This window comes from Thalassobacillus devorans (assembly GCF_011761345.1).
Classification (GTDB): Bacteria; Bacillota; Bacilli; order Bacillales; family Halobacillaceae; genus Thalassobacillus; species Thalassobacillus devorans.
Genome location: NZ_JAASRY010000001.1, coordinates 271,414 through 285,018, shown reverse-complemented (window position 1 = coordinate 285,018; position 13,605 = coordinate 271,414). Strand labels below are relative to the sequence as shown.

At 43.2% G+C, this 13,605-nt stretch carries 12 protein-coding genes; 4 read left to right on the top strand and 8 right to left on the bottom strand.

The features are described 5' to 3' along the window. Positions 1-835: 835 nt before the first annotated feature. From FHS45_RS01480 to FHS45_RS01465, 4 genes are all read right to left on the bottom strand, one after another. Positions 836-1,594: a fumarylacetoacetate hydrolase family protein gene (locus tag FHS45_RS01480; protein ID WP_062444663.1), complete on the bottom strand. Its 759-nt coding sequence runs from the start codon at positions 1,592-1,594 to the stop codon at positions 836-838. Positions 1,595-1,703: 109 nt separating this feature from the next. Then, positions 1,704-2,486: a 2-keto-4-pentenoate hydratase gene (locus FHS45_RS01475; RefSeq protein ID WP_062447734.1), complete on the bottom strand. Its 783-nt coding sequence runs from the start codon at positions 2,484-2,486 to the stop codon at positions 1,704-1,706. Between the two features lie 23 nt (positions 2,487-2,509). Further along, positions 2,510-3,331 carry an FAD synthetase family protein gene (locus tag FHS45_RS01470; protein ID WP_062444661.1) on the bottom strand — a complete coding sequence of 274 codons (822 nt, stop codon included), beginning with the start codon at positions 3,329-3,331 and terminating at the stop codon, positions 2,510-2,512. A gap of 27 nt (positions 3,332-3,358) precedes the next feature. Beyond that, a complete protein-coding gene (locus tag FHS45_RS01465) occupies positions 3,359-3,838 on the bottom strand; it encodes a flavin reductase family protein (protein ID WP_181949529.1) in 480 nt (159 codons plus the stop codon). A gap of 490 nt (positions 3,839-4,328) precedes the next feature. On the opposite strand from FHS45_RS01465, the gene FHS45_RS01460 reads away from it, so the two are divergent. The 4 genes from FHS45_RS01460 to FHS45_RS01445 all read left to right on the top strand — a co-directional run bounded on the left by FHS45_RS01460 (position 4,329) and on the right by FHS45_RS01445 (position 9,637). Then, positions 4,329-6,164 (top strand): helix-turn-helix domain-containing protein, encoded by a 1,836-nt coding sequence (locus FHS45_RS01460; protein WP_062447732.1) that lies wholly within the window; start codon positions 4,329-4,331, stop codon positions 6,162-6,164. A 326-nt stretch (positions 6,165-6,490) separates the two neighbouring features. Further along, positions 6,491-7,699 (top strand): acyl-CoA dehydrogenase family protein, encoded by a 1,209-nt coding sequence (locus FHS45_RS01455; RefSeq protein WP_062444657.1) that lies wholly within the window; start codon positions 6,491-6,493, stop codon positions 7,697-7,699. Between the two features lie 48 nt (positions 7,700-7,747). Then, entirely contained in the window at positions 7,748-8,725 is a 978-nt protein-coding gene (locus tag FHS45_RS01450; protein WP_062444655.1) for a catechol 2,3-dioxygenase, read from the top strand. A 90-nt stretch (positions 8,726-8,815) separates the two neighbouring features. Further along, positions 8,816-9,637, top strand: coding sequence for an alpha/beta fold hydrolase (locus tag FHS45_RS01445; RefSeq protein ID WP_062444652.1), 822 nt, complete (start codon positions 8,816-8,818; stop codon positions 9,635-9,637). A 45-nt stretch (positions 9,638-9,682) separates the two neighbouring features. On the opposite strand, the gene FHS45_RS01440 is transcribed toward FHS45_RS01445, so the two are convergent. The 4 genes from FHS45_RS01440 to FHS45_RS01425 form a co-directional block, all read right to left on the bottom strand. Continuing rightward, complete coding sequence (locus tag FHS45_RS01440; protein WP_062444649.1) at positions 9,683-10,384, bottom strand: aspartate/glutamate racemase family protein; 702 nt, start codon at positions 10,382-10,384, stop codon at positions 9,683-9,685. Between the two features lie 161 nt (positions 10,385-10,545). Next, positions 10,546-11,151 (bottom strand): hypothetical protein, encoded by a 606-nt coding sequence (locus FHS45_RS01435; RefSeq protein ID WP_062444646.1) that lies wholly within the window; start codon positions 11,149-11,151, stop codon positions 10,546-10,548. A 356-nt stretch (positions 11,152-11,507) separates the two neighbouring features. Next, positions 11,508-12,296, bottom strand: a complete 789-nt coding sequence (locus FHS45_RS01430; RefSeq protein WP_062444644.1) for a dihydrodipicolinate synthase family protein — start codon at positions 12,294-12,296, stop codon at positions 11,508-11,510. 33 nt (positions 12,297-12,329) lie between these two features. After that, on the bottom strand, positions 12,330-13,595 hold the full coding sequence (locus FHS45_RS01425; protein WP_062444642.1) for an ArgE/DapE family deacylase: 1,266 nt from the start codon (positions 13,593-13,595) through the stop codon (positions 12,330-12,332). Positions 13,596-13,605 lie beyond the last annotated feature (10 nt).

Genomic DNA, 13,605 nt, shown 5'->3' with positions numbered 1-13,605 from the left:
CACGTTTTCAAAAAGCTCGTTCTCCATCTCTTAGAAATGAAGTCCTGTTTTTTATTAACTCTACTATTTATTCTAAAAATATTTCGACATTTATGAAACCACGAATTCCGCTATATGCAACAACTTAGATTTTTTCATACAAATGAAAAATCCACTTCAGCATAATGCTCAAAGTGGATCATTTCAACTTCCTTATTATAAAGGCTCTGTTAAACGTTGATGTTAATTTTCATAATAGGCTTATTCAACAATAGGGCCGAAAAGTCGAAGACTTGATTTCGAGATGTTTTTTGGTCCGTTACCGAGTCAATAGTAAAGGCGGCCGGGAAACGATTCGCTTTCCTGTGGGGGTACTGGCGAGCCTCCTCGTTCGTTTCACTCCCTGTGGGGTCTCGCCTTGTCCCTTCTCCCACGGGAGTCTCACCGTTTCCCGGCCGCCTTATCCTTTTTTGGATAACGGACCATTCATAAAGGTTAAGATGTCTTCCACATTTTCTCTTTAATGACCATGGATTCAGGTAGCAGGCCATTTTTCAGAAGGACCCGTACTAAGTTTGAAGTGATTTATATTGATGTTTCCGTTCTCTCATAAACGCAAGGAGGGCCGGGAAATTGCGAGACTCCTATAGGATGAACATGAACGGTGAGATCCCAGAAGGCGAAGCCTGAGGAAGCTCACCACATGCCTATGGAAAGCGAGTGATTTCCCGGACCTCCAAACCGTTACTAACGTAACGGAAACAACTTATCTTGAAACTGAGTCTTCCATTAAAGGGAGCTTTTATTGTAATATCAACACTGAGTTTTAACAGAGCCATTATAAAAAATGAAGGAACTAATCTATTACCTGGTTTTTCAGCCTCCCAATTCCCTCTATTTCGATTTCGATATGATCACCAGGCTTAAGCGGCCCCACTCCCGAAGGGGTTCCGGTGATAATCACATCCCCAGGGTTCAAAATCATCACTTCTGTCACCTTGACAATCAAGTCCTCAATTTTATGAATAAGATCATTCGTATTAGAGTGTTGTCTCACTTCACCGTTAATGGACAGCTTAATATCTACCTGATTAGGGTCCAATTCTGTTTCAATTACCGGCCCCAGTGGTTTAAACGTAGGGAAAGACTTAGCTCTCGTAAATTGACCATCCTTTTTTTGAAGGTGCCTGTCCGAGATATCGTTATTGCATGTATAGCCGAATACATACGACAGCGCTTCATCCCTTGATACGTTTTTTGCTTCTTTTCCAATAACAACTGCTAGCTCTGCTTCATAATCAATTCTGTGTTCCAAATTTGGTAAGGTCACTTTGTCTTCATGACCAATAATAGCTGTTGGCGAGACCATGAACATCATTGGCTCATCAGGTATCGGCATCCCGCTTTCCTCGGCATGAAGGGCATAATTCAATCCGATTGCCACCATCTGCCCCGGCACGACCGGCGGTAAAAGTTTCACTTCATTTAAGTTAAAAGTAGTATCCAGCTTGGCTGATGTTCCTTGCAGAAAATCTCCGTCTAATTGTGTGAGTGTATCTCCTTCTAATACTCCGTACATTACTTCTTTCGTTACTGCAAACCGTACATATTTCATTAAAATAAATCCTCCCTTCTGTCCCTATCATTCTATTTCGATACAAAAAAATCCTTCTCTTGTCTTACGCATGTACAGAAGGGAACCTCAATTCCTAACTCCTGCAGATCTATTTTCCAAATTCAATCGCTACTGTTCCCAAGCCTTCAAATTCAGCTTGGAACGCATCGCCATTTTGTACTGGGACCGCTTTAGCCAACGCTCCTGCCAGAATACATTCTCCCGCATGCAAGGTAATATCGTATTCCCCTAAAGCATTAGCCAGCCAGACTACCGCTTCCAAAGGATTGCCTAACACTGCAGATCCTTTAGCATTATCGAGAAAGCTCCCATTTTGATAGACGTTCATTTCTACATTTGGAAGGTCAAGCTCTTCCAGCCTTTTCTTCCCCTTACCAAACACCACACCGGCGGAAGAACCGTTATCTGCTACGGTATCCTCGAACTTGATTTTCCAATCCTTAATCCGGCTGTCGATAATTTCAGCTGCAGGAACGACATAATCGATCGCCTGCTCGACGTCATCCAAAGTAACCCCTGGCCCCTTAAGAGAATCTTTTAGCACAAAAGCGATTTCAAATTCTATTTTTGGTGCAATAAAACGGTCAGCATCGATAGGGGTATCTTCCGAAAAGACCATATCATCCAGTATGTGGCCATAATCGGGTCGATCAACACCAAGCATTTGCTGCATCGCTTTACTTGTCAGTCCGATTTTCTTCCCTTTAATAACCGCTCCATTTCTTCTCCGCTCTTCGACATAGTTCAACTGAATGTGATAGGCGTCTTCCACGGAAATAGCGGGATCCGTATCGGTTAAGGGATCAATCGGCTCGCGTTTTCTTTCTGCTTCAAAAATGTCCCTCGCTACACTCGTTAGCTTTTCAGCCATCATTCACACGCTTCCTTTCTTAATCATACATGCTCGTATATTGTTTCATTGGACTTGGACTTTCTCCAAATGACGGAAATGTCTGCCCCGTTAAGAGTCCTGGCTAATCTTTCATCTACTATCTCAAATCTATCATCTTCCCGGTTGTTATCTACGGTTGTGTAAAAGATTTCATTTCCCGTGTTAATCGTCACTTCATAGATCCCGCTCCCCGGCAGCATATAATAGTCTTCTGGAATAAAAGTCTGGTTGATTAGTTTACCTCGAACTTCATACAAGCGACCCATCATGGCAGACAGGTCGTTTACCCGCCCTTCAGCAATCGTATTTCTAATGCGTGTCGAGCTTATCTTCTTTCCCCGGTACTCGATTTTATTGACCTTAGTCACAGCTAACTTACCTTCTGAATCCTCTTTCAGGCGATCAATATTCCCTTCCCCCATCTTGCCGTAATGAAAATCATATCCTGCTACCGCATGCACGGTATCGAAGTTTACTAGATATTTTTCTACATATTGCTGCGGAGAAAGAGAAGCGAAGTGTTTATCAAACTCTACGATATAGAAGCAATCCACACCAAGTGTTTCCAGCACCTGTGCTTTGTCCTTCAGCGGCATCAAATAATCAAATTTCTTCTTCCCGGCGGAAAGGACAACTTTAGGATGGGGGAAAAAGCTCATCACCGTTAAATCCACACCCCTTCTATCCGCTTCTCTTTTGGCTTCCCGTATTACTCGTTGATGCCCTTTATGAACGCCATCAAAGAAACCTAAAGCGATGACATTTTCTCTGGAATGTTTCTGCCAGTAAGTCAGGTTCTGTGAATTTAAATAGATGGTTTTCATCCGCTTTCTCCCCTTTCCTTAAATAGATCAGTTAGATACGCTTTCCATTTCTTTTAGTTCACGGTATTTCCCACAATTAAAGATCAATGGGTCGCCATCCTTCAGTTCCATCTCTGTGACACGCCCGACAAACAAAGTGTGATCTCCTTCTACATGTTCATTATAGACTTCACAGGAAAGCTGCACTAACGCATTTCTAACAACAGGTACGCCTTCCAGATAATCAAATTGGAACTCTTCCTCCGGCTGCTTTTGACCGGCAAAAATCATCGATTCTTCCTGTTGCTCACAGGATAGGACATTCACGGAAAAATGATTGCTTTCCTTAATCCTGTCAAGCATCTTCGCATCTTCTTTTACAGATATCACAATCAACTTCGGATCAAGAGAAACCGACATAAATGCATTCGCTGTCATCCCGTGTACCTGTCCATCCGTTTCTGTCGCAATCACAGTCACCCCGGTTGCAAACTTCCCCATTGCATTTCTGAATTGACGATCATCCATCAAAATTACCTCCTTGATAATATTAAAATTTATTGGTCATGCATCAGCTGGGTTGGTAGCCCGCTGTTACATACATCTCACACTTTCATGCCATCTGCTGGCTACATAAAATACAGCTGAATCACCAAGCCCCTCCTTTCCTTGAAAGTAAAAATTATTCTGACAATTTTCGCGATGTGTGTTATAATGTTTTGCAACTTAAATATAGTGGTTACACCTTAAATCTTGCCCATTTAAAATGTAACCGTTTCCAAATAGGACTAGTTTAAGAGATAAAGGAGAAAGTCAGAATAATATTGCTCCCCTCACCCCTTATCCATCTTGCCTGGTGTTGAATAACTAAATGGTAGCACTTATGTTTTTGAAATGAATCCTACGATAAATAGCAAAATTCAATGTTTTTTCGTGTGAAAAGTTTAAAAAGCTTTTCGAATGAAGGCTCATTAATAAGTGTTACTTAGTAACATTCATTAGGAAGGGATGGATGCATATGGGTACTGATTTAAGCCGCACAAATTTAAATGATGTGTTTGAATTACCGAAAGAAGAGGCGTTGCATGCTTTTTATGAACGGATGGTCACGATTCCGATTACGGCAATTTCGTCTTTAAAACAGGAGCTGCGATCCACGATCGGAGACGATCGCTCCAAGGGAATTTTCGTTCGTTATGGCTGGCATAATGGTGTGAGTGATGGAGAAAAAGCTTTAAGCTGCGAGTGGAAAAGTGAGCTCGACCTGATTAACGCCGGTCCCAAATTGCACCAGTTACATGGCTACCTCGATCGTGTGGAAATCAATGATATCCATTATGATGACGAAGGTGACTTGGACGCAATCGATGTCTCCTGGTTCAATTCATTCGAGGCGGATGAATTTTTAAAAGGCGGTATTCCCAGTGACCAGCCTGTCTGTCATACCATGTGCGGATATGCGAGCGGTTATTTATCTACCGTCTTAAAAAGACCGATCCTCGTAAAAGAAACGAAATGCAGTGCCATGGGCGAAGATAAATGCGAAGTCATTTGTATGCCGATGGAAAAATGGGGACAAGAGCTGGAAAACGAATATCGGTATTATCAGTCCAACAGTATGATTCAGGAATTGGATGAAATCACTGCAAAATTTAAAAAAGAACGGGATAATTTAAATAAAGCGTACCATGTGCACCGGAAATTAATTGAAGAATTACTGGCGAAGCAAGGACTGAAAAAAATCGTCGACTTACTATATGAAACAACCGGCCTGCCGGTATTTATTGAAAATGAATATAATCAAATCATGGTGCAATCGGATCATGTTACGATCGATTTTGACCTGGAGAAAATAAATACGGAAACGACCAAGTTTATAAGTGGTCCAGATGGAACTGGCATACTTCGGACGCCTATTTGGTTAGAACAGGAAATCAAGGGTTATTGCTCATTTCTGTATTTAGATGGTCATACCCCCAATGATCTAGAGCATATGGTAATCGATCAGGCATCCCTGACTGCATCGATTATACTGCTGAATGAAAACATCAAGGTGAATACCGAACAGAATATCAGACGTGGTTTCTTAAGTGACATTTTGGGGAGAAGGTTAGAGAAAGAAGAACTCTATAAAATTGCCTACTACCTGAATTTTAACCCGGATGATTCCTACTGGATGCTGACAATGGAAAGAGATATCAATAACTCCGAGTTGAATTATGAGATTGAAGTGAATGAAGATCTCATCCGTTACATTAATTTATTTTTTAAAGAGAGACATGTAAACGCCATTGTATCTCAAAAAGCAGGTAAAATTATCATCTTAGTTGAGTATTCTTCTTTCAAAGAAGTATGTATGAAGCAACTGAAATTCATCAAACAATTGTTAAAGCATTGTTCCCGCCGCTTCGGCAACTATAAGTTCTTTGTCGGTGTCAGTTCTGTCGTTGAAAAAATCGACCAGCTGCCTATTTTATATGATGAAACTTTGGCAACGTTAAAAGCGAAAAATCCCAACAAGCAGGTTCAGTTTTTTGAAGACTTAGGGATTGAAAGTGTCTTATTTCAACTCCCCGATGAGACATTAATCAATCGATTCGTGCACAAACAAGTCGGTCAGTTACTCGAATGTGACAAAAATTCCGAGTTGACCGAAACGCTCTATGCTTATATAGAGAACGGTCTTAACATTAATCACACAGCCAAGGCTCTCACCATGTCGATCAGCGGGCTGCGTTACCGTCTGGACAAAATCAGCGATATTCTAAACATTGACCTGAACGACACACAAAGCGTATTTTCTGTTTATATGGCATTGAACATCTTAAAAACAAAAGGAAAAATCAAAATCTAAATATACCATTTTCTGGAGGGCTCCGGGGTGTTTATTGGCACACCCCGGAGCCCTCCAAATTATCCCAGCCTTAGATTAATTCAGTCACCGGACTGTTTTTTTTCTAAGGTTTTTTGTTGTTACAAAAAGACTGTCGAAACCCCTCTATTTCTATACGTCTCTCCTCCTTCCGTTTATGTAAATTCGTATAAATAGTCTGAAAATACAATAAACTTTCGTATTTTTAGTAGCTATCTTAACGTTTACACAGTCCATATAATGATAACCAATCAGGCAGGCCTGCTGATTAATCTGACAGCGCTTACAAAAAAGAAGGAGGAATACCATTGTCCATCAATACGGTAGAAACACACCAAACAGTTAACCGGGAAGAACTGCTGCAAAAAGCACAAGAAGTTGGTGAACTGGCTGAACAGCATGCATTACAAGCTGATATAGACGCGAAATTACCAGATGTAGTCATTGGAAAAATAAAGGAAGCCGGCTTTCATAAGCTGCTTCGACCAAAAGCCTATGGCGGCCAGGAATTAGATTACTATACTTTTGGCGATATCATTCGAACGATAGCCAACTACAGTGTTCCCGCCTCCTGGCTCACTTATTTCGCTATTATCCACGAAACATGGCCAGCATTTTTGCCGGAACAGGGCCGGGAGGAACTATACAACAGTGGCTCATTAATGGCGGATGTGTTTGCTCCGGTTGGTAAGGTCACGGATGATCCAGATGGAAAAGGCTACCGGATCAGCGGCCACTGGAATTTCTGCAGCGGTGTATTGTGGTGTGATTGGATTGCTCTAGGTGCCGTTCACCAAATGAGAGATGCTGACGAGCCGGAGTTAAGTCTGTTTATCGTCCATAAAAAGGATACAGAAATCATTGAGAATTGGGATGCGATCGGACTTCGCGGCACAGGCAGTAATGCAGTTAAAGTAGATGATGTTTATGTCGAGCCAAGCTCCGTCTTCCCATTATCACGCGTAGTTAAAGGTGCTACAGCACCAGATGGCAATTACGAAGGAGACTATCAAATCTTCAATGTTCCTTATCTAGCTTTCTTCCTATCCGGTTTCCCGCAGGTTGCCATCGGGGGATTGGAACGCCTGGTTCAGAACTTTAAAGAAAAAACGAAAGGCCGCGTTCGAATTTATAATAAAAACTCCAATGAAAAAGACGCCGGCAGTGCCCAGCGGACGCTAGGTGAATTAACCACACAGCTGAACGCTTTAAAAGCAGTGGCTAAAGAATATATGGATAAATTGCATTATTACCAGGAAAACGGTATTCGCGTTTTAGAAGAGGAAGAGCGTGAACAGCTATTCGCGATGCGCGGTTATGTTGCTAAAACTGCTGCGGAAACAGCGACACGGGTATTAATAACCCTTGGTGGAAATTCACTCTATAAGGACATGCATACCGAACGATTTGTTCGTGACTTACTCGCTGTTGCCTCCCACCCTACCCACCTGTATGAAGATGCAATGGTCGGATACGGTAAATCCATTCTTGGTCTGGACGGGCACCCAATGTGGTAAATCGAAATTTTTGCTAATAAATAACCAAAATTAAAGGAGGAAATTCAAATGACAAAAGAACCGATTCTTGATGTTGCACACCTCGCGCACGTAGAAATTCACAGCCCGAAAGTAGAGGCATCCGTAGCGTTTTTTAAAGATATTATGGGGATGAGTGTCGCCCACCGGGAAGGAAAATCCGTGTATATGCGGGCATATGAGGATCACTATCATAATACACTGATCATTACCGAAAATGAGGAAGCTGGATTAGGTCACCTTGCTTTACGGGCTACCTCCCCTCAGGCACTGGAGCGCCGGGTCGCTGCCATTGAGGAGATGGGCTGCGGGATTGGCTGGATCGATGGCGATATCGGTCATGGCCCTGCGTATCAATTTCACTCCCCTGATGGCCATAAAGTAGAAATTTTCTGGGATGTTGAATATTACAAGGCCCCTGAGGAAGAGAAAACACCGTTGTTAAACCGCCCACAGCGACGTCCGAATTATGGTGTCCCTGTACGACGGCTTGACCATATCAATCTCCTGGCAAAAGAAACGAATAAAAACGTTGAATTTTATGAGGAAGCATTGGGATTTAAAGTTCGCGAGCGTATTTTAGCAGAGGATGATTCTGATATCGCTGCCTGGTTAAGTGTTAGTAACCTGGTTCACGATATTGCTATTATGGGAGATGCATTAGGCGAAGAAGGGCGCCTTCACCACATCTGCTATTGGTATGGCTTTCCCCAGCATTTATCAGACGTTGCCGATTTACTGATTGAGCGTGGTTACGAAATTGAAGCTGGTCCGGGGAAACACGGTGTAACGCAAGCCTGCTTTTTATACGTGGTCGAACCAGGTGGCAATCGTGTTGAATTATTCGGTGACCCTGGGTACCAAATTTTCGATCCTGACTGGAAGACCGTGGAATGGAAAGGGAAAGATTTAGAGAAAGCGATTATTTGGCACGGCTCTAACTTACCTCAAGAGTTTTTCGAATATGGAACGCCGGTAAAAAGAAAGACCCCTGTAAAAAATTCTTAACATCTACTATTCAAATAGTCTTTCAAGAAAGAGGACAATCAGGTGCCTCTTTCTTGCTTTCTAATAACTTGTCTTAAAGGAGTGTTTCACTTGCAAATTAGTTCTAATTATATGGAAGTCAATGGGATCAATACCCACTATCATGAAGAAGGTTCCGGCAAAGAAAAAATGATACTGATCCACGGTTCCGGACCTGGAGTGTCCGCATTTGCAAACTGGCGCCTCATTATTCCTCATTTAAGTGAGTCCCTGCATGTGTTTGCCCCGGACATCGTCGGTTTTGGCGAAACAGATAAATTGCCAAAAGATGAATATACACTGGATCTATGGGTAAACCATCTGATTGATTTTATAGAATCGGTCTCCGATGAAGCCGTATATTTAGTTGGAAATTCTTTTGGCGGGGCCTTGTCCCTTCACGTTGCTCACAGAAGACCTGATCTAGTGAAGAAGTTGATTTTGATGGGTACGGTCGGAGTGCAGCATAAATTATCCTACGGTTTGGATCGCGTCTGGGGATACGAACCTAGCCTTGAATCGATGCGTGAATTGATTCAACTATTCTCCTATAACCAGGATGCAGCCAAAAATGAAGAACTGGTTCAATTACGTTATGAAGCCAGTATAGAACCAGAAACGAAAGAAGCATTCCAAGCGATGTTTTTCGATTTCCGACAAGAAAGATTGGATGAACTTGCGTTACCGGATGATGAAATTAAAAAAATCACCACGGAAACCTTATTGTTCCATGGGTTAAATGACCAGGTCATTAAATTTGAAGACACCAGTTATCAATTGATTCAGCTGTTACCTCATGCTGAATTGCATTTGTTCAATGAATGCGGTCACTGGACACAAATTGAAAAGACAGAACCGTTCATCAACCATATTTTTGCTTTTTTAAAAAACTAATGAAACGGCCTGACCCCTAGGAATTAGCTTGGGGCCAGGCTCAAATTATTCCTCACGGAAAACCTGCTCTACCATTTTATCAACATGAATTTCCATCGTATTGATAAGCGGAATAGATACATCGCCTTCCTTTAAAATCATCGGTAGTTCTGTGCATCCAAGAATCAGACCATCTATACCAGACTCCTCCACCATCTGATTGACCACCTGGATAAAGTCTTTCTTCGTATCCTCTTTGACAATGCCGTTTTCTAATTCTTCTACAATTTTTTCATGCAAATACGCCTGCTGCTCTTCCGATGGGACCGTAATTTTCTCCTGATGCTTCCAGAATTGCTCCTTGAAAAAATCGTGCTCCATCGTAAATTTTGTCCCTAGCAAGCCTGCGTTTTCGATGCCCATTTCCTTTGTCCGCTCGTACGTAGCCTCAACAATACTGATCATCGGAACATCAACCTGCTTACGAACTTCATCAAAAACAATATGTGGGGTGTTGGCGGCAATCACGATGAAATCAGCCCCAATCGACTCCAGCTGCTGGGCGGCTTTCCCTACATAATCAATCAGCTTATCGATTTCATTTTCTGAAATAAATTGAAAAATATTATACATGTTGATGCTGTTAATGTAGAGCTCCGGGAGCTTCTGCCGGCTGTTGACACGCTGCTGATACTTATCAATGAAAAGCTTATAATAATCTACGGTCGATTCCGGCCCAAGCCCACCTATGATACCTGCTCGTTTCATACTTACATCCCCTCCTCTAGAACATTGCTACCTTAATTTTCGCATGAGGGATTGGATAGTTCAATAAATAAAAACCCCTGACCCCCACGTTAACCTATTGGGGATCAGGGGAAATTGATAGCTCTATAGCAATGCAAATACCACTATTTTAAGGGAATATTCTACCAGTAATAGGAGCTATTAGGGTAATAATAAGAGTCGCTCATCCCTGACCTTCGTCCAAACCGATTACTTTGCCGGCCTGGCATCGTGCCACCGCCGGGCATGCCACCTTGACCAGGGCCAGGCATCATACCGCCGCCAGGCATTCCCTGACCGTTCCCCTGGCCGGGAGCTGGAAATCCTGGCATTCCGCCTTGGCCATTCCCCCCCTGACCCGGGAATGGAAGCTGGGGCATCATACCGCCTTGACCATTTCCGTTTCCATTGCCATTACCCTGGCCTGGTAGTGGGAGTTGTTCCAATATCTCGCCGTAAGGAATTTCTTCCTGACCCCCGTTTCCGTTCCCATTGCCATTTCCATTACCGTTACCTTGGCCGTTACCTTGGCCGTTGCCCTGGCCTGGTCCGCCTGGTGCTCCCTGGGCTGGGACAGGGTAACAAATAACGGACATTTCTTCCCCATCGGATGGGGTAAATGTACCTTCCATTCCACCTTCTATTTGTGGCGCACTATCTTGAGGAAAGCATACCATTGGGCCCTGCCCCCCATTTTGCTGTCGGTGTCCAGGGTAAGTCATTGACTGATAAGGATAGTAGTAATACATGTCATTCGCCTCCTTGATATACATCCTCATCCTATTCACCTTGAGCCCGCTTCGGGTACATCCACCCCAAAAATGATTCACCCGCCCATATTTTCAAATTGTAAAAAACAGAGCTTTTTATGAGACAATACATTGATATATTAGAAAATACGGATACTAACTGAGACACATCCCACAACATATTAGACAATTTCGAAGTTTAAATAGACAAATTGAAAAATAAATTAGACATTCCCGCGCTTTTCATAGACAAATACTGCTTATATGAGACAACTCAAAATCGCCATCCCTACTAATTTGAAAAGTGCCTGACCCCCAGGAAAGAATTGGGTGTCAGGCACTTTTCAGGAATAAAATTATAATGGTGAACGGCAGATGCCTGCACCTATTCCAAGTGAATTATAGTGATTTTTTATAGATTCAATGAGCGGCTGTTCTGTGGCTTCATCAATCAGCCTCTTGTATTCTTCATACCTGGTCCCTTTATTACACAGGTCATGCAGCATACTTTTCATCTCCTGAGGATATATATTTCCGACCATGCTTGAGAGTCCATTGCATCCTTCCTTTACCTGTTGGTCAGCTTGCATGTCCCCTGCCGCATACAAAATAAAATTATCAGGAAATTCTATATCAGCATGACGAGTTTTATCTCCACCATCTTTCAACCCAACAATATTCGAGTGTCTTCTAAGAAGTTCCCGGAAGGACTCCGTGCTTAAGTCAAAACCGGTTCTCGCAGGGTTATTATAAAGGATCGCTTCCTTTGTAGTTAGGCGCAGCAATTCCCCCGCATAGTGAACAGCCTGGTGTTGCGTCGGTCTAATATAAGGAGGAAATCCGAGCAGCAATCCATCAAAAACCGAGTCCTCTAATTTTCTGACGAGTCTTTGTGCATCTTTCAACCGCATGGCAGCCACTCCAAAAATAAGCTCAATCCCCGTAAAATCTTGCTCATTGAAATAATCGATAATTTGCATTCTTTCTTCAATGCTCATTGAGTGTTGCTCGCCGGTTGTACCGGATATGACTACAGACTCCACCCCATTCGCTTTCAAATAGGTAATAATAGGACGGAACCCTTCCACGTTCAACTGCTCATCGTCCAAAAAAGGTGTTGGAATGGCCACATTAAAAGGCTTCATATGTTTCCTCTCCTATGTCCCATTCAATTTGGGTTACTTTTCTTCACACCACCGCAAAATGAAATCAGCGATTACATTCGTCACCGTCTTCAAACTGTCCAGCTCAATGTATTCGTTTGGCGCGTGCATATTAGCACCAATCGGTCCATAACAGGTAGCAGGAATGTTAAACTCTCCGTATGCTCTTAGGTCCGTGGTAGCAGTGAAAGCCAGGTTCTCCGCCTGGGTGCCGGTGACAGCATTATGAGAGTTGCTCATCTCTTGCATGATTGCTTCTTCATTGGAAATCGTGTAGCCCGGCGCAGAGAAACCGAAAAATGTAATTTCCGGTGTCGCTTCTCTCAGCCAGTCATCTTCCTTGGCAGCATCCAATAACCACTGTTTGACTTCTTTTTGAACAGTTTTTGGATCGGTTCCCGGGTAAAAGCCGACTCTAGCGTCAAAAGTACATTCTGTTGGCACACTGGAAGCCCAGTCCCCGCCTTCTACCTTACCGACATTGACATTGAGCGGATGCGGGTGATGGTCAAAATCAGGGTGTTTCGGCTGGCTATTGATATGCTCTCGATAGCCCATCAACGCATCCATCAGTTTGTGCGCTTTCATAATCGCATTCTGTGCACTTTCTGCACGTTCGACATGAGCACCCGCTCCCTTTACTTTCACCTGGAGCCACATGACGCCCACTTGTGAATGAAGGAGACGCAAATTGGTCGGTTCCGGAATCAGGGCTCCATCAGCTGTGTAACCCTCATCCAATAAAGCCAGCGCCCCGTTTCCAGTACACTCTTCTTCGATGACACTTTGGATTTGCAGGTCTGCGCCCAGCTCCACACCGAGATTACGTAATGCTTTGACTGCAAATACGATGGCAGCAAAGCCGCCTTTCATATCCAGCAGGCCTCTGCCATACATCTTGCCGTCTTTGATGACAGGAGCATATGGACTCGTATCCCACTGGTCTTCAGGGCCGGCACTTACTACGTCCATATGGCTTTGCAGGATCAGGCTTTTCCCTTTTTTCTGCCCGGTATTTTTCCATTCTCCTACAACTACCGGGCGGTCTTCGTATGACCAGTCGGGTTCCCCGAAGTTTTCATAGTCTTTCAACCGCTCTGGATCGACTGCCACTGACTCCGTCTCCAGCCCCATATCCTGCAAGTAATGATAAATAAATTCCTGTACTTCTTTTTCATTTCCTAACGTACTCGGAAAACTTCCGAGCGTCTTCAAAAACAGCTTTTCTTCTTCCCACAATTCATCTATTTTCTTTCTTACCAGATCTTTGTTTGTTCCCATCACAAATGCC

Bases quoted from the DNA above. Each gene is read 5' to 3' on its own strand.
- FHS45_RS01480 (WP_062444663.1), bottom strand. From the start codon at position 1,594: ATGAAATATGTACGGTTTGCAGTAACGAAAGAAGTAATGTACGGAGTA.
- FHS45_RS01475 (WP_062447734.1), bottom strand. From the start codon at position 2,486: ATGGCTGAAAAGCTAACGAGTGTAGCGAGGGACATTTTTGAAGCAGAA.
- FHS45_RS01470 (WP_062444661.1), bottom strand. From the start codon at position 3,331: ATGAAAACCATCTATTTAAATTCACAGAACCTGACTTACTGGCAGAAA.
- FHS45_RS01465 (WP_181949529.1), bottom strand. From the start codon at position 3,838: ATGGATGATCGTCAATTCAGAAATGCAATGGGGAAGTTTGCAACCGGG.
- FHS45_RS01460 (WP_062447732.1), top strand. From the start codon at position 4,329: ATGGGTACTGATTTAAGCCGCACAAATTTAAATGATGTGTTTGAATTA.
- FHS45_RS01450 (WP_062444655.1), top strand. From the start codon at position 7,748: ATGACAAAAGAACCGATTCTTGATGTTGCACACCTCGCGCACGTAGAA.
- FHS45_RS01440 (WP_062444649.1), bottom strand. From the start codon at position 10,384: ATGAAACGAGCAGGTATCATAGGTGGGCTTGGGCCGGAATCGACCGTA.
- FHS45_RS01435 (WP_062444646.1), bottom strand. From the start codon at position 11,151: ATGTATTACTACTATCCTTATCAGTCAATGACTTACCCTGGACACCGA.
- FHS45_RS01430 (WP_062444644.1), bottom strand. From the start codon at position 12,296: ATGAAGCCTTTTAATGTGGCCATTCCAACACCTTTTTTGGACGATGAG.
- FHS45_RS01425 (WP_062444642.1), bottom strand. From the start codon at position 13,595: ATGGGAACAAACAAAGATCTGGTAAGAAAGAAAATAGATGAATTGTGG.